Source organism: Psychrobium sp. MM17-31, assembly GCF_022347785.1.
Lineage (GTDB): Bacteria > Pseudomonadota > Gammaproteobacteria > Enterobacterales > Psychrobiaceae > Psychrobium.
Genome location: NZ_JAKRGA010000001.1, coordinates 955,436 through 977,104 on the forward strand (window position 1 = coordinate 955,436; position 21,669 = coordinate 977,104).

Annotated in this window: 17 protein-coding genes; 9 read left to right on the top strand and 8 right to left on the bottom strand. The window is 45.2% G+C overall.

Annotation, left to right across the window (positions count from 1 at the left end; genetic code table 11):
* Nucleotides 1-6: 6 nt before the first annotated feature.
* The 4 genes from MHM98_RS04195 to MHM98_RS04210 all read right to left on the bottom strand — a co-directional run bounded on the left by MHM98_RS04195 (nt 7) and on the right by MHM98_RS04210 (nt 6,333).
* Complete coding sequence (locus MHM98_RS04195; protein WP_239438002.1) at nt 7-3,120, bottom strand: efflux RND transporter permease subunit; 3,114 nt, start codon at nt 3,118-3,120, stop codon at nt 7-9.
* Nucleotides 3,113-4,585 carry an efflux RND transporter periplasmic adaptor subunit gene (locus tag MHM98_RS04200; RefSeq protein WP_239438003.1) on the bottom strand — a complete coding sequence of 491 codons (1,473 nt, stop codon included), beginning with the start codon at nt 4,583-4,585 and terminating at the stop codon, nt 3,113-3,115. The genes MHM98_RS04195 and MHM98_RS04200 overlap by 8 nt, the downstream gene beginning before the upstream one ends.
* Nucleotides 4,578-5,882: a TolC family protein gene (locus MHM98_RS04205; protein WP_239438004.1), complete on the bottom strand. Its 1,305-nt coding sequence runs from the start codon at nt 5,880-5,882 to the stop codon at nt 4,578-4,580. The genes MHM98_RS04200 and MHM98_RS04205 overlap by 8 nt, the downstream gene beginning before the upstream one ends.
* An 82-nt stretch (nt 5,883-5,964) precedes the next feature.
* Nucleotides 5,965-6,333: a hypothetical protein gene (locus tag MHM98_RS04210; RefSeq protein WP_239438005.1), complete on the bottom strand. Its 369-nt coding sequence runs from the start codon at nt 6,331-6,333 to the stop codon at nt 5,965-5,967.
* 142 nt (nt 6,334-6,475) lie between these two features.
* On the opposite strand from MHM98_RS04210, the gene tesB reads away from it, so the two are divergent.
* The 7 genes from tesB to MHM98_RS04245 all read left to right on the top strand — a co-directional run bounded on the left by tesB (nt 6,476) and on the right by MHM98_RS04245 (nt 14,068).
* Nucleotides 6,476-7,339, top strand: a complete 864-nt coding sequence (gene tesB, locus MHM98_RS04215) for an acyl-CoA thioesterase II (RefSeq protein WP_239438006.1) — start codon at nt 6,476-6,478, stop codon at nt 7,337-7,339.
* 214 nt (nt 7,340-7,553) lie between these two features.
* Nucleotides 7,554-9,191, top strand: coding sequence for a methyl-accepting chemotaxis protein (locus MHM98_RS04220; RefSeq protein ID WP_239438007.1), 1,638 nt, complete (start codon nt 7,554-7,556; stop codon nt 9,189-9,191).
* A 222-nt stretch (nt 9,192-9,413) separates the two neighbouring features.
* Nucleotides 9,414-11,957, top strand: a complete 2,544-nt coding sequence (locus tag MHM98_RS04225) for a TonB-dependent receptor (protein ID WP_239438064.1) — start codon at nt 9,414-9,416, stop codon at nt 11,955-11,957.
* Nucleotides 11,958-12,132: 175 nt separating this feature from the next.
* Entirely contained in the window at nt 12,133-12,552 is a 420-nt protein-coding gene (locus MHM98_RS04230; protein WP_239438008.1) for a hypothetical protein, read from the top strand.
* Between the two features lie 116 nt (nt 12,553-12,668).
* Nucleotides 12,669-13,178 carry a hypothetical protein gene (locus MHM98_RS04235; RefSeq protein WP_239438009.1) on the top strand — a complete coding sequence of 170 codons (510 nt, stop codon included), beginning with the start codon at nt 12,669-12,671 and terminating at the stop codon, nt 13,176-13,178.
* 90 nt (nt 13,179-13,268) lie between these two features.
* Nucleotides 13,269-13,616 carry a hypothetical protein gene (locus MHM98_RS04240; protein WP_239438010.1) on the top strand — a complete coding sequence of 116 codons (348 nt, stop codon included), beginning with the start codon at nt 13,269-13,271 and terminating at the stop codon, nt 13,614-13,616.
* Between the two features lie 35 nt (nt 13,617-13,651).
* Entirely contained in the window at nt 13,652-14,068 is a 417-nt protein-coding gene (locus MHM98_RS04245; RefSeq protein WP_239438011.1) for a hypothetical protein, read from the top strand.
* 68 nt (nt 14,069-14,136) lie between these two features.
* Here MHM98_RS04245 and MHM98_RS04250 read toward each other — a convergent pair whose 3' ends face one another.
* From MHM98_RS04250 to MHM98_RS04260, 3 genes are read right to left on the bottom strand one after another with little or no spacing between them, the layout of a single operon-like run.
* Nucleotides 14,137-14,331: a DUF4177 domain-containing protein gene (locus MHM98_RS04250; protein ID WP_239438012.1), complete on the bottom strand. Its 195-nt coding sequence runs from the start codon at nt 14,329-14,331 to the stop codon at nt 14,137-14,139.
* Between the two features lie 26 nt (nt 14,332-14,357).
* Nucleotides 14,358-17,480, bottom strand: a complete 3,123-nt coding sequence (locus tag MHM98_RS04255) for an efflux RND transporter permease subunit (protein ID WP_239438013.1) — start codon at nt 17,478-17,480, stop codon at nt 14,358-14,360.
* A gap of 3 nt (nt 17,481-17,483) precedes the next feature.
* Complete coding sequence (locus tag MHM98_RS04260; RefSeq protein ID WP_239438014.1) at nt 17,484-18,629, bottom strand: efflux RND transporter periplasmic adaptor subunit; 1,146 nt, start codon at nt 18,627-18,629, stop codon at nt 17,484-17,486.
* 411 nt (nt 18,630-19,040) lie between these two features.
* On the opposite strand from MHM98_RS04260, the gene MHM98_RS04265 reads away from it, so the two are divergent.
* Entirely contained in the window at nt 19,041-20,279 is a 1,239-nt protein-coding gene (locus MHM98_RS04265) for a hypothetical protein (protein ID WP_239438015.1), read from the top strand.
* A 139-nt stretch (nt 20,280-20,418) separates the two neighbouring features.
* Nucleotides 20,419-21,048, top strand: a complete 630-nt coding sequence (locus tag MHM98_RS04270) for a response regulator transcription factor (RefSeq protein ID WP_239438016.1) — start codon at nt 20,419-20,421, stop codon at nt 21,046-21,048.
* Between the two features lie 74 nt (nt 21,049-21,122).
* Here MHM98_RS04270 and MHM98_RS04275 read toward each other — a convergent pair whose 3' ends face one another.
* Nucleotides 21,123-21,551, bottom strand: a complete 429-nt coding sequence (locus MHM98_RS04275; RefSeq protein ID WP_239438017.1) for a hypothetical protein — start codon at nt 21,549-21,551, stop codon at nt 21,123-21,125.
* Between the last annotated feature and the right edge of the window lie 118 nt (nt 21,552-21,669).

Consider the following 21,669-nt stretch of genomic DNA (forward strand, 5'->3'; position numbering starts at 1 on the left):
TTACTCTTAAGATTTCGCTACAGCGCGTTTTCGCCACAACAAATACACCACAGGCAATACGAATAGCGTTAACACCATCGCACTAACCATGCCGCCAACCATAGGGGCGGCGATACGGCTCATCACTTCGGATCCTGTTCCCGTACCATAAAGCACTGGCAGCAAGCCAAGAATAATCGACAGCGCCGTCATCATCACGGGGCGAATGCGTAAGCCAGCGCCTTTGACAACTGCTTGCTGAAGCTGAATCAGTGATGGCGAGCTATGCGTTTTGAGCAAGTCGTCATAGGCTTGGTTGAGATATACCAGCATTATCACGCCAATTTCAACAGCCACCCCAGCTAAGGCAATAAAGCCCACTCCAACGGCGACTGAGAAGTTGAAATTTTGCAGATAAATTAGCCACACACTACCCACTAAACTTAGCGGCAAGGTGCCCATGATCATCGCCACCATAGTTAGGTTCTTAAAGTTGAGATAAAGCAGTAATACGATAAGCGCCAAAGTTAGCGGCACCACATAGGCTAGCTTATCTTTCGCCCGCTCCATATACTGAAACTGCCCCGCCCAACGAATAGAATAACCCGCAGGTAGCACAAGCTCGCTGGCAACCAATTCACGCGCTTGCTCTACATAAGTTCCGACATCGATATTGCTAATATCCACATAAACCCAACCGTTAAGGCGCGCATTTTCACTCTTGATCCCCGCAGGGCCATCTTCCACTCTAATATTGGCAACATCGCCAAGACTAATGTATTGCCCGCGCTTAGTGACAATTGGCATCAGACGCAGCGCCTCAGGTGAATTGCGATAATCTTGCTGATAACGCAGATTCACATTAAAACGCTCTAGCCCCTCTAGCGTTTGCGTCACGTTCTGACCGCCGATGGCTGTTGCTATTACGGCCTGAACATCACCGATATTTAGGCCATAACGCGCTGCTGCGACACGATCGATATCGATTTTAAAATAACGTCCACCTGCCACACGTTCGGCGTATACCGAAGCCGTACCATCGAGCTGACTTAAGATCTGCTCAAGCTGTGTACCTATTTGTTCAATTCGTCCCAATGCAGGTCCTGCGATCTTAATACCAACCGGCGTTTTAATACCCGTGGCTAACATATCGATACGTGTTTTAATCGGCATCACCCACGCGTTAGTTACCCCAGGTAACTTCACCAATTTGTCTAGCTGACGGCGAATTTCTTCGCTAGTCATGCCCTCACGCCACTCACTGCGGGGTTTAAGCTGAATAAAAGACTCGATCATAGTAAGCGGCGCAGGATCCGTTGCCGTATCCGCGCGGCCAATCTTACCGAATACCGACTTCACCTCAGGCAATGTCATAATAAGCTTATCAGTTTGCTGTAATAACTCGCGCGCCTTACCAATAGACAAGCCTGGATACGTCGTAGGCATATACATAATATCCCCCTCATCCAGTGGCGGCATAAACTCGCTGCCAATCTTGTTTACCGGCCATAGGCCAGCAGCCAGAATAGCTACGGCTGTAATCAAAGTCGTTTTAGGGAATTTCAGGGCACCTTCGAGTAATGGAATGTAGGCCTTGGTTAGCACGCGATTAACTGGATTTTTATGCTCGCTTATCACCTTACCTCGAATAAAATAGCCCATTAACACAGGCACTAGCGTTACCGCTAACGCTGCCGCAGCTGCCATCGCATAAGTTTTAGTGAACGCCAATGGCGCAAACATACGTCCTTCTTGTGCTTCAAGCGTAAACACCGGCAAGAAACTCACGGTAATAATCATCAAACTAAAGAATAGCGCGGGCCCCACTTCGGTGGCTGACTTAGTCACCAATTGCCAGCGATTTTCTTTGGTTAATGGCGTTTGCTCCATGTGCTTATGCATGTTTTCGATCATCACGATAGCGCCGTCAATCATCGCGCCAATAGCGATAGCAATACCGCCAAGCGACATGATATTGGCATTTAGTCCTTGCAAATGCATCACTACAAACGCCGCTAAGATCCCAACGGGAAGACTGACGATAGCCACCAACGACGAGCGTACGTGAAATAAGAAAATCACACACACCAAGGCAACGACACCAAACTCTTCCAACAGCTTGATCCATAGATTATCGACGGCTTTTTCGATAAGCGCGCTGCGATCATACACAGGCACGATTTCTACGCCTTGCGGCAGGCCTTTCTTAAGCTGCTCTAGCTTCTCTTTGACACCGGAAATAGTCTGCTGAGCATTCTCACCGTAACGCATCACCACAATACCACCGACTGCTTCGCCTTCACCATTTAGCTCAGCAATACCACGGCGCATTTGCGGCCCTTCCACTACATTGGCGACATCGCGAATAAGCAGTGGCGTTCCTTGGCTATTAAGGCCTAGTGGGATCTGTTTAATATCTTCGATACTCTTCAGATATCCCGTCGCACGCAGCATATATTCGGCTTCCGCCATCTCAATGACCGATGCGCCAACCTCTTGATTACCTTGTCGAATCGCTGTTGCCACTAGTGATAGCGGAATATTAAAGGCGCGTAACTTCGCGGGATCGATTTGTACCTGATATTGCTTAACCATGCCGCCTAGCGCAGCCACTTCCGACACGCCAGCCACAGTTTGCAGTTCGTATTTCAAGAAGAAGTCTTGAATTGCTCTAAGCTCACCGAGATCGTGTTGACCGCTTTTATCAATTAAGGCGTAAAGATAAACCCAGCCCACGCCTGTCGCATCGGGCCCCAGCTGTGGTTTGGCTCCCGCTGGTAGTTGCGATGCAACCTGAGACAAATACTCCAATACTCGCGAACGCGCCCAATACATATCGGTGCCTTCATCGAAAATCACATAGACATAAGAGTCACCGAAAAACGAAAAACCACGCACAGTTTGCGCTCCCGGCACTGACAGCATCGCCGTGGTCAACGGATAAGTAACTTGATCCTCTACTACCTGTGGCGCTTGTCCCGCATAACTGGTTTTTATAATGACTTGAACATCTGACAAGTCAGGTATGGCATCCACCGGCGTTTTTTGTACGCTGTATAAACCAGCGCCCACCAGCAACAGCGTTGCCAGCAGCACCATGATACGGTTTTCCACCGACCATTTAATCACTGAATTAATCATGGTGATGGTGCTCCATGGCCATCGCTTTCACATCGGTAATGATGTAATCGCCTTCATCATCTTCCATAATTTCGATTTGCAGCTTTTGACCGGCGCTAAAGTCATCGATATTTAGCGACTCGTCAATATAAAAATTCATGGTCATCTCCGGCCAATTCCATTGGGCGATGGCACCATGAGTCACATTAAGCATTTCATGACCAGCCATTACGCGATTAATTGTCGCATCCGCCCATACACGCAGTGCTTGCGCTTGCTCTTCGTCATTACCTTGATAACGCTTGAGATCAGAGTTGATATTCGACTCTGAATCGATAAGAAACTGCGCTGAAGTGACAACCTCATCATCCATGGCAAGCCCTGAGATAACCTGTACCTGTTCACCATTGCTTTGTCCAAGTTCCACCGCAACCGACTTAAAGCGTCCTTCGCCAAGCGCCATGACCACACGGTTATTTTTCCCCGTTCTGATTACGGCATTGTTTGGTACCAGAAAGCTCATGTCATCATCCCTAACATGCATCGTTACCTTGGCAAACATATTAGGACGCAGTAACTCATCGTCGTTTGCAATACGCAAACGCAGACGTAAGGTTCTGCTATCACCGTCTAGCATCGGATAAATCGTGTCCACGCTTCCCTGCCAAACTTTGGTTGGAAACGCCGCAACGCGAACCTCAGCCATATCGCCGACTTTTAACCAGCTCGCCTGAGACTCAAAGACATCGATATTGGCCCAGACTTCACCTAAATCAACAATAGTAAGTAACTGCTTACTCGGCATAATGTAGCTACCTTCACTAACGTTAATAGCTTCGATAACACCAGAGGCTGGCGCTAACATAGTGATGTGATTTTTCACTTTACCGCCGCGCTTTAGCTGCTCAATCACTCTTTTTGGCACTAATAACGCTTCCAAGCGTTTAGTCGCTGCAATAATCAAACGGCGACTTTTTTGCGACTGTGCTAGTAGCAGCTCTTCCTGTGCATTCACCAGATCTGGTGAGTAGAAATCGTAAAGCGGCTGACCTTTTTCTACCTTATCCCCCATGGTTTTCACATGCAGTTTTTCAACCCAACCTGCAACGCGAGGGTTGATCACCACACGACTCTCGTTATTAAACTCGATAGCTCCTGTCGCATTGATGTGCTGCATTAAGGTGCCGTGTTCAACCTTTGCTGTTTTCACACCAAGATTGTTCACTACAACCGGAGAAATACTCACTACGCCAGCATCATCTTCTGCGGCATCTTCGGCGTACACAGGCACTAACTCCATGCCCATTGGCGAGAGACCCGGCTCGTCACGGCGATAATTAGCATCCATTGGCGCCACCCAATAAAGCGGCTTGTCGACAGCAGTTTCATCGCTTGCCATATTCTTATCGGAAAACATTGGCATCATAAAAATGCCAAGCACAACGCCGATAACTAAGGTAATAAAAGGGATAACAAATTTATTCATCACGGCTCTCCTTAATGGCAGCCTGGTTTAGAAAATACTGTAATTGGAAAATAGTGAGCTGACGCTCGATGTCGATATCAAACGCCTGAATTTGGCGATTAAGCTTGGCAAGGCTGGCGCGTAGAATTGCGGCGAAATCACCCTGCTCATTGTAGTAATCGGTTGTCGCCGCGCTCACGAGGTTAGTTACCTGAGGTAATAATTGCTGCTGATAGAATTCTTGGCGCTGTGTCAGCAATTGCAGTTTCTTCTGCTGCGCTTGCGCCTTGGCAATCATCGACTTTAACAGTAATAAACGCTCGGTTTGATGGCTCACCAACTTGCGCTTAGCCACAGTTACCTTACTGTCGTTTCGCTCCTCGTTGAATAAAGGCACATCGACACTAACGCCTACCGAAAGTAAATCCGCACGAGAAGCACCCTGCGGCTCATTACCGCGTAAACCATAACTCGCATTAAACTGCCACTGCAGTTTATAAGACTCTTTGGCGATATCGACATTCGTCATTAGCGCTTGGTGCATCTTAATAAAGCTTTGCAGTTTTGGATGCTGATAGAGATGCTCGCTCCACGCCTGACTAGTCACAGGCAATACATCTGATGTCAGCAGCTGAGCCTTAAAGTCGCGAGCTAATGGCAGGCTAACTAACTCATCTGGTAACCATTCCCTTAGCTGTAATTTAGCCAGATGGCTATTAATTTGCAGTTGAGTGATGCGATCATCTAGCGCGGCTAGCTCGACCTGAGCACTCACGATGTCACTTTGCGATACCGCTTTATCACCAGACTCGTAGCGACGCTGTGCGTTACTAATAAGTTGCTCTAGCAATTGACGCTCTTGTGACACCAACAGTTGACGTTGCTCGTTGGCATAGGCATCAAGCCACAACTTTGCCACGGCTAAACGCAACTGAGCGCGGCGATCTTGCGCCAATAGTGGAAACATCTGAAAACGCTGACGCTGCATTTTGGCGCTTAAATCTGCACTATCTCCGCGATTTAGCTTCTGCGATACACTCAGCTTAAATTGTGTCATCGCCTCTTGGTTAAAATCAAAGCTATCGCTAGCGAGATTGTTAATGCTCATTCCCACCTGTGGATTTGGCAATGCTGATGCGGTAATGGCTTGTGCCAGTACCATATCGCCGTCGGCTTGATTTTTGCGATGCCAGATATCTTGCGTTACGGCCCCTTCGATAGCGCGCTCTAGCGTCAAATGAGGAATTGCCGCAGCGGCATTAATACTAAGCGCCGTTAACAGGCAGAAAATAGCGCGTTTGCTATAAGTAAAAAACATGGATTAACTCCAACAAATAATCATAAGCGAAAGAGTTCGCTTAAAATTCAATCAATGAAAAATGGATAGATCTAGATTGTGATTAGCTGGCTATCGGTGGACGATATAGCGAAGTTATAGAGGTTTGAGGTTGATTGACTAACGCGAAAAACAGCTGATTAGCACTGCTTGCCGTCAATCCTTGGAATTGAAAATTGAGATAAAGTGGTGATGTCGAACACACGCCGGGGCAACACTCACAATCGCTACTACATTCCATAGTCGCGTTATTATGAGCTGTATTGTCGTGTTCCATCATTTCCTGACAATGAGCTTGCTGCTCAGGTGTCATGTGCGATGTCATTGACATAGTCATCATCTCCCCTTGACCAAACACCATCGCTGCCGCTGTTGTTTGCAAAGCGCTCACAACTAACAACATTAAACAGATGAATTTAGAAAAATTAGACAATGTTTATACCCAATGACATGATTGAGTAAATGGTAAAGCAAGCTGCATTCGAATTCAATCATCGCTCACAACAATGGAGCTAAACATTTGTTTGAATTCACGCTAAAATGCACATTCTCTCTTTCAGTCTGTGGGTAACGCTATGTCGCAAGTACTAAATCAATTATTAGACTTATTGAGTCTAGAAACCATCGAGCAAGGTATCTATCGCGGCAACAGCCAAGATTTAGGCTTTGGACGCGTCTTTGGTGGGCAAGTAATTGGTCAGGCGCTATTTGCCGCCAAGCAAACTGTTGATAGCAGCTTCTCTCTTAACTCTTTTCACTGTTATTTTCTGCGCATGGCAGACTCAGCCAAACCCATTGTTTACGATGTAGAAACCATACGTACCGGTCGCTCTATTGCCACGAGACGTACTAAAGCCATTCAAGGTGGCCAACCGATTTTCTACCTCACTAGTTCGTTCCACGTTGAAGAAGAAGCCTTCGATCACCAAGCCTCAATGCCGCAAGTTGCAGGACCAGATGGTTTACAATCAGAAGTAGAACTCGCCCGCATCTTACAAGAGTTTATTCCATCAAAAATCCGTCAACAGTTTACCTGCGACAAGGCCATTGAAATTCGTCCTGTCGAAGACTTCAATCCAATTAAACCAACGATAGGTAGCTCCAAAGGACACTTTTGGATGAAAGCCAATGGCACCCTGCCAGACGACTTGCGCGTTCATAAATACTTACTGGGTTATGCGTCAGACTTCTCATTTTTGCCGGTCGCTGGCCGCCCACATGGCATTTCGTTCATGACACCTAAGCTGCAGATGGCTACTATCGACCATTCGATGTGGTTCCACCGTGACTTTAGATTCGATGATTGGTTGTTATACGAAGTAGACAGCCCGTCAGCCAGTGGCGGCCGTGGTTTCGTCACGGGCAAATTTTTCGATCGTGAAGGCCGACTCGTCGCCTCAACCGCCCAAGAAGGCGTAATGCGCTGGAGTAAAAAATAGTAAAGCTTGAACCACATCAACTTTTAGAGCATTTACTCAGAAGCAAACAACAAAAGCAACCCGACCATTGGCTAAGCGCAAAATAGCGCTTAGTCGTTACACTTAGTCTTCCTAAAAATCTGATAAAGATTCAGCAGTTTTTAATTTTCTTTCCTAAGCTATAAAAATGGCGTAATGTGAATTAAAGCACTCGCTTAATTGGAGACAAATTAATATGAATAACTTACGTAAACTCACCATCAAGCAGCGCTTTTCCATTATGGTTGGCATAGTTATTATCGGCCTGTTTTTCCAAAGTGGCTTAAGCCTCTACCATCAATATCAATCTCTTAATAATCAGCAACGCGAAAAAGTACAACATCTCGTTGAAAGCGCCCACGCTACCGTGGCGCATTATTACCAGCAATCGCAAGACGGAAAAATGTCTGAAGTAGACGCAAAAGCCGCCGCATTAAGTGCCATTGAAGCCATGCGTTACGCCGGCAGCGACTACTTTTGGGTTAACGACTTCACGCCAACTATGCTAATGCATCCCATTAAGCCCTCGCTCAATGGCAAGAATGTCACGGATATACAAGACAGCGATGGCGTACAGATTTTTGTTGAGATGCTCAAAATCGTGCGTAGTCAAAAGCAAGGATTCTTACCTTATAAATGGCCAAAGCCTGGTGCCGATGAGCCTGTTGATAAAATATCATTCGTTCAAGAATTTGCACCGTGGCAATGGATTATCGGCACAGGCGTCTACATAGACGATATTCAAGAAACCTTTGCAGCGCGACGCAATGCTATGTTGCTTAATACATTTATGATTATCGTTATCGTGATGGGGTTAAGCTATATGATTGGTACCAGTATTCTTCTTCCGACTAAAGCAGCTAGCGATTTAATGAAAAATATCGCCCAAGGTGAAGGTGACCTTACTAAACAGCTTAATGCTAATGCCAACGACGAAATTTCCCGTCTGTCTTATTATTTCAATCTTTTCACCGAAAAAATGCGTCAATCACTCAAAGAAGTCGCTGCTAACTCAGAGCAAGTCATGATGCAGGCAGATATGCTGTCGCAAACAAGCCATCGCAGTAATGAATCTATTCAAGTGCAAAATGACAATGCGACGCAAATAGCAACAGCCATGGAGCAAATGACCTCAAATATTCGCGAAATTAGCGCCAATGCCGACCAAGCAAATACCGCAGCTAACGACGCAACCACCAATACAGTGCAAGGCAAACAAGTTGTTGCCGACGCCATTGCGCAAATCGATTCACTGTCTGGCAATATCAATAACGTTAACGATGTTATTTCAAGGCTTGCTACAGAAACAGATAGCATTGGCGCCGTACTCGACGTGATTCGCGGTATTGCAGATCAAACCAACTTACTCGCCCTTAATGCCGCCATCGAAGCAGCGCGCGCAGGCGAACAGGGTCGTGGCTTTGCCGTTGTAGCAGACGAAGTGCGTACCTTAGCCAGCAGAACTAGCCAGAGCACCGATGAAATCCAAGGCATGATTCAACGCCTACAAGCGGGAGCTCAAGAAGCAGTAACTGCAGTAACTGTCAGTAAAGAAACTTCAGATAAAACAGTTGAACAAGCAGCGCAAGCCGAAACTTCTCTCAATGAAATAGAACGTTTAATTGAGGTGATCTCACAAATGAGTGACTACATTGCAGAGGCCACAGAGCAACAAACTCAAGCCGCAGAAGAAGTGAATAAACGCATTAGCGACTTATCACAAATGACGGTAGATGCAGCTACAGATACAGAAGAGATTGCCAACGCAAGCCACGATCTTAAACACAGCAGTAGCCAGATGTCTGAAATCGTTCGTTTATTCAAGCTCGATTAACTCAGGCGTCTTACACCAATACAACCGTCACCAAGCCACCTTTATCTGAGGTGGCTTTTTCTTATCTTTCAACCCTCTTTATGTCCAAAAATTATACAAACGATTCAAATTAGGCTAATTGGTAATATCAAATTCGTTATCAGGACTATAGTTTTTTGTTAATCGGTTGTAACATCGACCGAACTTAATAAACAAATTAGATTCAAAGGATCAAAATAAATGATAAAGAGTTTTAAGGCGAATTCGCTCTCCGTTGCCATAACACTCGCATTAGGCACAGTTACAGCAACTGCCAACGCGGCGGAATCAACAAAAGACACAGCAAAAGATGTTGAGAAAATCTCAATCCTCGGCTCTCGCGTTTCAAGTCGCACCGAGACCCAATCAACAGCCCCAATCGATATTATCGATGCAGATGCACTAACTAAAGGTGGTTTTACTCAGCTAGGCCAAAGCCTGCAAGCTACCGCGCCATCATTTAACTTTTCCCGTACCCAAGTTTCAGACGGCTCAGACTTATTCCGTCCAGCGACTTTACGTGGTTTACAACCAGACCAAACACTAGTGTTAGTCAATGGTAAGCGCCGCCACAACCAAGCTATCTTTGGCCTCAATGGCACCGTTGGTGCTGGTGCAGCTGGCACCGACATGAATGCGATTCCAATGACTGCTCTTGCCGATGTGCAAGTACTGCGTGATGGCGCAGCCGCGCAATATGGTTCAGACGCGATTGCAGGTGTAATTAACCTATCACTTAAAAACACCACTGGCATTACAACAGGCTTTATCCAAGCTGGCTCAACCAGCGAAGGTGACGGTGATGACATTACCTTGGGTTTAAATCGCGGATTCGATTTAGGCGATGATGGTGGCTACATTAACCTATCGTTAGAAGCCCGTGATTACAGCGGTACTAACCGCGCTCAACGCGACATCGGTGGTTCATCAACCATCGCCAAAGGCACGCTATCCGACACTGTTCGTTGGGGCCAAGGTAATGCTGAATCAGAATTCTCTACCGTATTTTACAACGCTATGCTGCCAGTAGGTGAAGCCGAGCTATATTCATTCGGCGGTGTTTCTACACGTACGGCACTAGGCAATGGTTTTTATCGCAACTTTGATGAAGCAGATCGTAACGTTCCGCAGGCCTACCCAGATGGTTTCTTACCGCGCATCGACAACGAAGCACGCGACACCTCATTCTCTATCGGCTTACGCGGCGACATTTCGCCAGACTGGGCGTACGACATCTCTGCCGTATACGGTGAAAACCGCTACGACTTTGACTCGAAAAACACCATCAACGCATCTTATGCCGCCGAATATCTTGCCAACAATCCTGACGCATCAGATAGCGATATAGCCGCTAATGCGGGCCCAACATCAGGCTATTCAGGTGGATTTAGATTCGACCAAACCACGGTTAATGCCGATGTATCAGGCAGTATCGAACTCGACAATGACCTAACGCTATTCATCGCTTACGGTGCAGAATATCGCAAAGAGAACTACCAAATCGTTGCAGGTGAACTAGCCTCATACGCCTGTGGCGCATCTAACAGCAGCAGTTCATTCCCATCAGTTATCGACCCAGATACATTCGCTGGCTGTGGTTTCCAAGCCTATCCAGGACTTCGCCCAGATGCCGCCAACAAACAAAGCCGCGATAGCTACGCCCTCTACGCCGATATCGAAACGCAACTGTCGGATGAATGGCTAGTAGGCGCAGCAGTGCGCTACGAAGACTTCTCAGACGCTGGCGACGACATCATTGGTAAGCTGTCAACTCGTTATGAAATTAACGACGACTTATCAATTCGCGGCGCTATTTCAAGTGGCTTTAGAGCACCATCGCTTCAGCAAAGTGCCTACACCGCTTACACCACCAACCTTGGCGCTGGCGGCGTATTATCGCCATCTTTCACAGCCACAGCAGGTGCTGATTTCCCATCTGCACTAGGCATTGACGGCTTAACACTTGAGAAATCAAACAACCTGAACTTTGGTTTCGTATTTGACGCCACCGACGAAGTAACCATTACCCTAGATGCCTATCACATCGCCATGAAAGATCGCATCACTTTGGGTAGTATGCTAACACCTGACGACGTAGCCTTTAGTCCTGCCGCAGTAGCTGCGCTAAACGCCACAGGTGCCGATCAAGCCAACTACTTCTCAAACTCGGTTGATCTCACCACCAAAGGTATCGACTTAATCGTTACCTACTCAACCGATGTCGGCGAAGGCAAACTCGACGTCACCTTTGCAGGTAATGTGAATGATACCGAAATCGACGCGGTAAACACGCCAACTGGCATTCCAAAAACCGTTGCCCTCGATGACTTACAACGCAGCTTCTTAACCGACGGTCAGCCACACGAACGCGCAACATTAACAGTGGCCTACGGCCAAAACGACTGGAACGCCACAGTACGCGCTAACTACTTCGGCGAAACCGATGTTACTTACTTCGGTAACGATCACATCGGCCTACCAGACTTTTTATCGCCAACCGGCTCATTCAAGCCAACCAGCGTGGTAGAAGCCGCGGTGTTAGTTGATGTGAATTTCGATTACACCATCTCAGAAAACCTAACGTTCTCACTGGGCATCAACAACCTGTTTGATAAAACCCCAGACGAACTCGGCGCAGACGAAGCCCTTGATTTCATCACCAATCAAGCCTTCCAATATCCAGTTCGCGCCCTCCCATACGGCTTCGACGGCATGAGCTACTACGGCCGCTTAAACTTCAAGTTTTAAGCGAGAGTAAACTCTGCCCAATAAAAAGGAGGTCATCAAGCGATGGCCTTTTTTTGTTTCACCAAATAAATCCTAAAGTATTTAAAAATAAAGTATTTATAATCGTTTTAAAGTTCAAACTCTAAGAGATTGGTTCTATTTCGTATCAGCGATTTAACAACTCAAGGCAAACAAAATGCTAGAGAAAATACATCAAGAAAACTGGCAAGAATTAAGTGTATTAACAGGCACAGCAGAGCATGTTCCTGAAGCAGTACTTGGTTTGTTATCCAAGAACTATAAATCATTTGAAGCTGCCTATTGGAAGCTCGATAATTACGTGATAGTGCAAGGCGATTTATTTAGCTCAGCCGCTGTGCTGCCAAAATATCTTGAAGAAGTCGTCTTACAATGTAAATTTAAAGAAAGAGTAATTGACCTAATTTGGCAAATTGGCACGGGTTACTCCGAGAATGCCGAGTTACAATCCGCTTGCTTTGACGCAGCCTTTAAGGCTTTTAACTCTCTCCTCAAACATCCAGATATCACCCACACCAAGTACTGCGAAATGATAAAAACTGAATTAAATGATATGGTTGAAATTAGCGAAAAGTAAGAAGGTTATGCCTATTCAAAGGCAATTCTTAACTATCTTCGGACTCCAAATTAACTTGTTTGAATTTATAGAGCGTAAGCTAAAATAGTAAATTGCGTTTCTATAGTATTTTAAGTATGAATCAATTTTATGTAAAAACTTCTAGTGATTATATTACTAAAAGCGACTTCGAAAAGTTTGATGTCTGGTGCGAATGGGCAAGCTCTGATGAAATCAAATATATTAAAAGCCAGCTTAAGTCCCCCGAATTATTCGAAGAGTTATTTTTAAAGCCTTATGAAAAAGGTCTGGACTGCTACTACCCAATACACGAAGGCAATTCATTACCATATCGAGAGTTTATGCATGTGGCATGTAAAGCCAAGATATTGGAGAACGTTGAGTTAACAGGTTATGTCTCACTCGTCTGTAATGAAGTTACTTCACTAACTCTTTGGATTAATAGCTCGGAAGTTCAGCTGCTACGTTCAGACCGATTAATCGCTGATGAAGATAACCCTAAAAATATCTCATTTATTGTTGAATATTTTGGTTTAGAACTCTTCGACGAGATTTATTATTCAACAAGTTATAACGACTCGAAGGGAGATTTAATTCAGGGAAGATTACAGCTAATTGAAACATAATAAATAGCTAAATTAATCACTTAAAAACTATAAAATGCGGTGTTTTGCTCACGTAAATAATACTCTGTAAGTTAATTTTAGGAAAAATACATGGATTTTAAATGCGCGGAAGAATTGTTAGAAACATTGGCTTGGATATCGGTGCCACTCGATAAATTGGATAGAGATTTAGCAGAAATAACAGATGCAGATGAACGAGAATCTTTAAAAAAGCACTTTAGCGCGCTCTTAAAAGCCTTCTACGGTATCCAAGGAGATATTTCAGAGCAATATCGCGATTTAGACCCAATGTTTGGCGGTTTTGAAAAATACGCTTTATTGAGAAAAAAATATGAAACTGATTCATTTAACGTTGAAATTCCTTCGGAAGAACGAATCAAACAAGCTATGATGACCGCTGAAGCGATCAGAAATTTTAGTCAAAACAGCGAAAAATAGTCATCAAACTTGTCAATTAGAATGACTTAAATAACATGAACACTTTCCTTATTATTTCAGCCTTAATTATCGCAATAGCGATTTGGACAGCTATCGAGCATTACAGAATGAAAAAGCTCGCTACTAAGCGAGGTAACGCCAATATATGCGAATACGCGAGATCGTTTGATTTCAGAAATGTTGATACCAAAATAATGCGCGAATTATGGAATGAACTGCAATTATATTTAGGTAAATACAACGGTAAACCATTTCCTATTAAAGCCGAAGATACCTTTGAACAAAATTATAAAATAGACTCTGACGATCTTGATGAAATTTATTGGTCAGTCGCAGACAGACTAAATATCAGCACAGAACAGCCCGAAAAGAATCCATATTTTGACAAAGTGACTAACGTTAGAAACCTCGTATTATTCTTAAATAATCAGCCTAGACGTAGTAATACGTAACACGTCACAGGGCGAACAAATAAAAAAGGCCATCAAGCGATGGCCTCCTTTCACTTTACCGCAAATGCCTAGCACTCGCGTTTCATGATTCCCGAAAACTCGGTGTCGCCTTCTAATTCTCGAAAGTCGGCGTTTACAAGCTCCCAACCTTGAGCACCTAGCTTATTGAGATAAGCCTCAATATCAGAGCGCTTACGGCCTTTAAATAAACTCACTGCTGCGACATCCTTTGAGTCGATCATTTTGTATTCAAACTTTTTCATTGTTTTATTCCCTAGTTACACTGCGGTTAAAATTTATGTTCTTCCTGCTCTTTTTTACTGTGGCTGAGTTTAAACACCACCACAAAAAATACAGGTACGAAAATTACGGCGAGTACGGTTGCTGATAGCATACCGCCGAATACACCTGTGCCAATGGCGTTTTGACTGCCAGAGCCAGCGCCAGTGGCAATTACTAACGGCGTTACGCCAAGCATGAAGGCCATTGAGGTCATGATGATTGGGCGTAAGCGTAGCTTCGCGGCTTGCAGCGTTGCATCCACTAAGCTGTGTCCTTGCAAGTACAATGAGCGGGCGAATTCGACGATTAGAATGGCGTTTTTAGACGCCAATCCAATGGTAGTTAACAAGCCTACTTGGAAGTAGACATCGTTGGATAACTCACGCGCTAACGCGAAGCTCACTGCCCCCATCACACCAAGTGGCACTACCAGAATTACCGCAAATGGCACGCTCCAACTCTCGTATAGCGCGGCGAGACACAAAAATACCACCAGCATCGACAATGCGTATAACAATGGCGCTTGCGCTCCTGATTGTTTTTCTTGCAGTGACATGCCAGACCATTCAAAGCCAAAGCCGGCTGGTAGCTGTTTTACGTGTTCACTCATTGCCGCCATGGCATCACCAGAGCTTAATCCCGGTGCCGCTTGACCAAATATTTGCGCCGATGGCGCACCGTTGTAGCGCTCTAATTTTGGTGGGCCAAACACCCATCGCGCAGTAGCAAAGGCGCTAAATGGCACCATTTCGCCGCGGTTGTTTTTGACATACCAGTATTTGATATCGTCCGGCATCATGCGATATGGCGCGTCAGCTTGTACGTAAACGCGTTTGACACGACCGCGTTCGATAAAGTCATTAACATAGGTTGGTGCCCATGCGCTTGAGAAAGTGTTGTTCACATCTTCAAGCGACAGTCCCAATGCCATGGCTTTTTGCTGATCGATATCGATTTTAAACTGCGGTGTGTCTTCTAAACCGTTTGGACGAACACCAACCAAGCGTGGATCTTGCGCCGCAAGTCCCAACAATTGATTACGCGCTGCCGTGAGTTTTTCATGGCCGTGTCCCGCGAGATCTTGCAATTGGAAATCAAAACCCGAAGCGGTGCCAAGTTCCATAATCGACGGCGGCACAAAGGCAAAAGCGAAGGCTTCTTTAATCGTCATAAAGTAGCCCATAGCGCGACCTGCAACAGCGTTAACGTGTTGGTCGTCGCGGCTTCGTTCGTCCCAATCTTTGAGTTTCACAAACGCCATGCCGTTGTTTTGGCCGTTACCGCTAAAGCTAAAACCAATTACCGAAAACACCGAGGATACGCTTTCTTTTTCTTGCTCTAAGAAGTATTTCTCTACCTTGTCCATTTCCACCAATGAGCGCTCAGTGGATGCGCCTTGCGGCAACACTACTTGAGTAAACATGGTGCCTTGATCTTCATCGGGTAAGAACGAAGTTGGCAAACGTTGGAACATCACAACTAACACAGCAACTAAAATGCCGTAGACAACCATGGTACGGCCGCTGCGCTGCACAACTTTTCCGAGTAACGATTGATAGCCCGTGCTAGAGCGCTCGAACATGCGGTTAAACCACGCGAAGAATCCGCGTTGTGGTTTTTGATGATGTTCTGGCGATTTTAGCAAGGTGGCACAAAGCGCAGGTGTTAGCGTTAAGGCAACAATCACCGATAGCACCATCGACGATACAACGGTAATCGAGAACTGACGATAGATAACCCCAGTCGAGCCACCGAAAAACGCCATAGGTACGAATACCGCCGATAACACCATTGCGATACCGATTAACGCGCTGGTAATTTGCTGCATCGACTTTTTAGTCGCTTCTTTCGGCGATAGCCCTTCTTCGTGCATAACCCGTTCAACGTTTTCCACCACCACGATGGCATCGTCCACCAGCAAGCCGATGGCCAGCACCATACCGAACATGGTGAGGGTGTTAATTGAATAACCAAAGACGGAGAGTACTGCAAAGGTACCGAGTAGTACAACTGGCACGGCAATGGTTGGAATGATGGTTGCTCTAAAATTTTGTAAGAACAAGTACATCACCAAGAATACCAACAAGATCGCTTCTAATAGCGTTTGAATTACCGATTTTATCGACAACTTAACAAATGGCGTAATGTCATAAGGAAAGACAACTTCCATGCCTTGTGGAAAGTTTGGTTGCAGCTGAGCGATTTTGTCACGCAGCGCTTGTGCAGTTTCCAATGCATTGGCACCTGCGGCAAGGTTAATACCAAACCCAGTGGCTGGTTGATCGTTATATTCCGCCACTACTTGATAGCTATCACCACCAAGTTCAACGCGCGCAACATCTTTAAGTTTGATGGTTGCACCGCTTTCTTCAACACGCAGTAAAATGTTGCCAAACTCTTCTGGCGTCGCCAGTCCCGTTTGCACGATGATACTGGCATTAATTTGCTGACCTTGCACACTTGGCGCGCCGCCCAATTCACCTGCAGCCACTTGTGAGTTTTGTGCGCGAATCGCTCGCATCACATCAAGTGCTGATAGCTTATATTGGTTGAGTTTCTCTGGGTTCATCCATACGCGCATGGCGTATTTACTGCCAAAAAATTGCACCTGACCAACACCGTTAATACGGCTGATTTGGTCTTGGATATTCGACGCCATGTAATCGCCTATATCGATAGCGTCAAGTTGGTCACTACTGGAGTAAAAGCCAATCACCATCAAGAATGCGCTAGACGACTTGGTAACTTGGACGCCGTTTTGCTGCACTTTTTGTGGCAGTAATGGCATGGCAGTTTGCAGTTTGTTTTGCACCTGTACCTGCGCAATATCGGGATCGGTACCTGCGTTAAAGGTAACTGTAATATTGGCTCCACCCGAGGAATCACTGGTGGATGAAATATATTTTACGTTGTCGATACCGCTGAGGTTTTGTTCGATAACCTGCACCACGGTGTCTTGTACAACTTGGGCTGATGCCCCTGAATAAAATGCACTAATGGTCACCGAAGGCGGTGCCACATCGGGATATTGTGAAATCGGCAATCTAAATATCGAGAGGATCCCCACCATCATAATCATGATGGCGATAACCCATGCTAATATTGGCCGTTCTATAAAGCTTCTTGCCATGATTTATCCTTGTTTCGCCGCGTCGCTTGTTGGCATTACAGGTGAAACTGTCGCCCCTGGCCCTATTTTTTGTAGGCCAGTAGTTATGACTTTGTCACCACTTTCTAGGCCAGATAACGCCAACCAATTTTTGCCAATTGAGCGGCCGATACGAATTTGTTTAATACCAACCTTATTGCCCTCTAACAGAACAAAGACATTGGCGTGACCTTGTTTATCAAAAGACACTGCACTTTGCGGCACTAAAATTGAGTTTTCGCGCACCGCTTGCGTAAGATCGATTTGCGCAAACATGCCCGGTAATAGGTTGTGTTCAGGATTGCTAAATTCAGCGCGCAGTGTCACGGTGTCTGTACTTGGATTAGTGCGCACTTCGTTGAATTTCAATTCACCAAGGTGCGGGTAATTGTCGTTGTCACCAAACGTCAGCTGCGCGGTTTGTTTAACTTTAGATAGCTCACCACTGGCGAGTCGATTTCGAACATCGCGTAGCTCTTTATTGCTTTGCACCATATCAAAGTAGATAGGGTCAAGCTGAGTAATAGTCGCGAGTGTTTGTGCCTGTCCTGCGGTTACCAACGCGCCGACGGTAACATTAGATTTACTGATTTGGCCGCCAATCGGTGCTTTTACCTTGGTATATTCAATATCAACCTGCGCCTTGTGAATAGCCGCTTTACGCACATCTAGCTCAGCTAATACCGCTAAATAATTGGCATTGACTTGATCGTATTGCTGCGCGCTTGCTGCTTTGTCTTTTAGCAGTTGTTTGTAACGAGCCAGCTCAGCTTTGGCAGATTTTAAGTTAGCTTGAGTGCGCACGAGCTCTGCTTTTGCCGATTGCAAGTTTGCTTGATAAATAGTGTCATCAATTTGATAAAGCGCTTGTCCCGCACCAACTCTAGAGCCTTCTTCAAACAGACGCTGTTTAACAATGCCTGTCACTTGCGGTCGCACATCGGCAATAGCCGACGCCACAGCGCGCGCTGGCAGGTGCTGGTTAAAAGCGACATCCGTCGTAGTCACAGTAATAAAATCCACGGCTTGTGGTGGCATTTGAAAAGGCGCAGGTGCTTGTTCGTCGTTACAAGCCGTTAGTGTAAGGGTTATTGTGCTCGCCATAACCATAGCGAATAATTTCAATTTCATACATTCCTCGAAAAACACAAGGTCGCCTGTAATAGGCAAAGAAAGGGGTTAAACCACAAACGCTGATGCGGACGTAAAAGAGAATAGTGACAGCGATCTGTAGTCTTCAAATTTGGTACCTAATCTTCTGATTTTTTATCACTGCACTGTTTTTTCGAGAAAAGATCACCGAGAAAAAACGTTGCGGAGCATAGCGGAGGGGCGCAGCGATAAGGGCATAATCAAATTTTTAGCGCAGATAGTGTACGCCCTTTACTAATTTATGTACAACAATTCAACGCATTACGCAGCCAAAAGAGTTGTAACGAAATGCAACCAATCATCAAACAGCCAATTCATTCAGTTGTTTAAAAACTGACTTTATTGTGGTAAAAAATGCCAACAATAAAAATTAAAATAATAGGTATCACAGTGCCAATTCGCCCTTTTTTATCCATTGCCCTACTTTCAGTTTCTAGCTTTTTCGTCAGTGCAGAATCAACGCCGTCTACAGCCAACAATATGGAAATGCGGGATGTCATTGTGGTTGGTAATAACTGGGATGGCACTATTGATATTTATGATCCTCACACTTTTACGCGCATTAAAAAACTTAATGCCGTACCAGATAAGGAAGAAAGACTCGAAGAGATTTATTCAGGTGTAATTCGCCGTATTAAATCCACCTTTATTCGTGAGGTGATTGGGGAAGGCAACAATCAGATGGTGGACGATATGTTCCCGTCTAAAGACGGTAAATATCTGTTTATTTCACGTCCTAGCTTTGCTGATGCCATCGCCTTAGACGTAAATACTGGTGAGATAAAGTGGCGTACGCCAGTTGAAGGCGCGCGCTCCGATCACGCGGCAATATCACCAGATGGCAAGATATTTTTAGTGTCAGCATCAACGGCGCGAAAGGTTCACGCGATAGATACTGACACCGGAAAAATTGTTGCTAATTTTGAGTCTGGCGATCAGCCGCACGAGAGTAACTACACCAAAGACGGTACTAAAATCTTACACGCCAGCATCGGTAAAGTATTTGTGCCATTTTCTTCTGGCTGGCTCGATTGGATGAAAGGCGATCGTTACTTTCAGGTCGTTGATGCTAAAACCTATGAGGTACTCCAGCGCGTCGATATTGGCGAAAAGCTCGAAGAATTTGGCTTTCCTTGGGTAGATAATGCGGTACGCCCAATGGCTGCTGCGCCTGATGGCCGTTATGTGTATCTGCAGGTATCGTTTTTTCACGGGTTCTTCGAATACGATCTTCACGAGCAAAAAATCACTCGCAAAATGCACCTACCAGTGCCTGAACTAGTAGCGCAAATGAGCTTGCGTGATTATCAGCTAAACTCAGCGCATCACGGTTTGGCAATGAATCACGAAGGTACTAAGCTTTGTGTTGCAGGCACCATGTCAGGCTATGCAGCAATTGTCGATCGCGTTACCTTTAGTTATAAGATTGCTCAACTCTCAGAACATCCTTTAGGCGCTAAACCTTATTGGGCAACAGAAAGCGCTGACGGCAAGCATTGTTATGTGTCGGTAAGCCAGCAAGATCGCGTATCGGTGATTTCATTTGAAACAGGAAAAGAGATAGCGAGTTTTGATGTTGGCGATCACCCACAGCGCATTCGCACGGGTAAGTTGATAATTAATAAATAAAAATAATTTCAAAATTTGAAAATGATTGACTACGCTTAGTTTATTCGAAAGCGCAGCTATTGTTAGTTGTTGATTTTGTATACAAAACTCACATACAATCTCTGCGCTTTGCTGTCGAACAAGGAAAACGTTGCCAATCATGCTCAAAATTATTCTTATTGATGACCATCAATTGTTTCTCTATGGCGTATCGCAAATTCTGCCGCTGCATATTCCCAATCTTGAAATTTTCGGCTGCTGTAGTGTCAGCAAAGCACAACAAATTATCGCCGAGCACGGTGATGTGGATTTGATTTTAGTAGACTTAGACATGCCAGATGTCGGTGGCCTAGCGTTTCTTAGCAAGAATTTTCAATCGGGCGATGTTCACCCCGTCGCGGTATTATCTGCCTCACAAGACATCAATATTATTCAACAAGTACTGCAAATCGGTTCATTGGGTTTCATCCCTAAAACACTTGGCAGCGCCGATCTCGTCAATGCAGTGCAGAGTATTTTAGATGGACATATCTTTGTCCCTGCTGATATCAAGCAGCAAATTGATGCAATCCCTGAAGAAGACGAGCAAGCTTTTGCTGACATCACACCGCGTCAACTGGAGGTGTTAGCATTACTTTCGCAAGGATTGAGTAACTGTAAGATTGCTGAATCGATGTTTATTTCAGAGCACACGGTAAAATCTCACGTCAAACAGCTATTCCAAAAGCTAGAAGCTGACAATCGACTCGCTTGCGTTACCAAAGCCAAAGATCTCGGTCTTTTGCGCTAGCCGTTATTGCTACTAAGTCACCTTATTAATTGCCATCCGCAACTTGGCGGGGCGCAATGGTTTGTGGAGCAACATTAAACCACTATTTCTTGCTTCGTTAATGCCAACATCGTCGGCAAACAATAGGCAATAAAACTAGGAAGATGAACACCTTGTGATCCTATGGTCCCAGCCACCATGCCAATCCAACTCACCATAATGAAAGTTACGAGCTGAGGGTGTTGTGGCATAACGAACAACCATGCGCCAATCCCCCACCATATGCCAGCAACCAACGACATCGAAATAAAACGGTTTTGCCATTTTTTCAATAGACTCGGAGTCGTTATATCACTAGTGAGAAATCTATTTTTAATGAGGTGGCGCCCTAGCATCATTAAAACGACAATGGCATACCAACCACTTAATACGATTTGCTCAACAACGCCCCACAACACATAAACTGTTAAACCACCCACGACAATATTCGCGTAGGAAATTAGATTGTAATTACTGGCCAACATGGTTAGTTGGTCGTTTATTTTCCGCTGCTTGGTGGTTAACTTAACTTAACTTAGTTATCCATAACAATATCTTATAAATTAATACTTTAACTTTAAATTCTCGAGTTTATTAATGTAG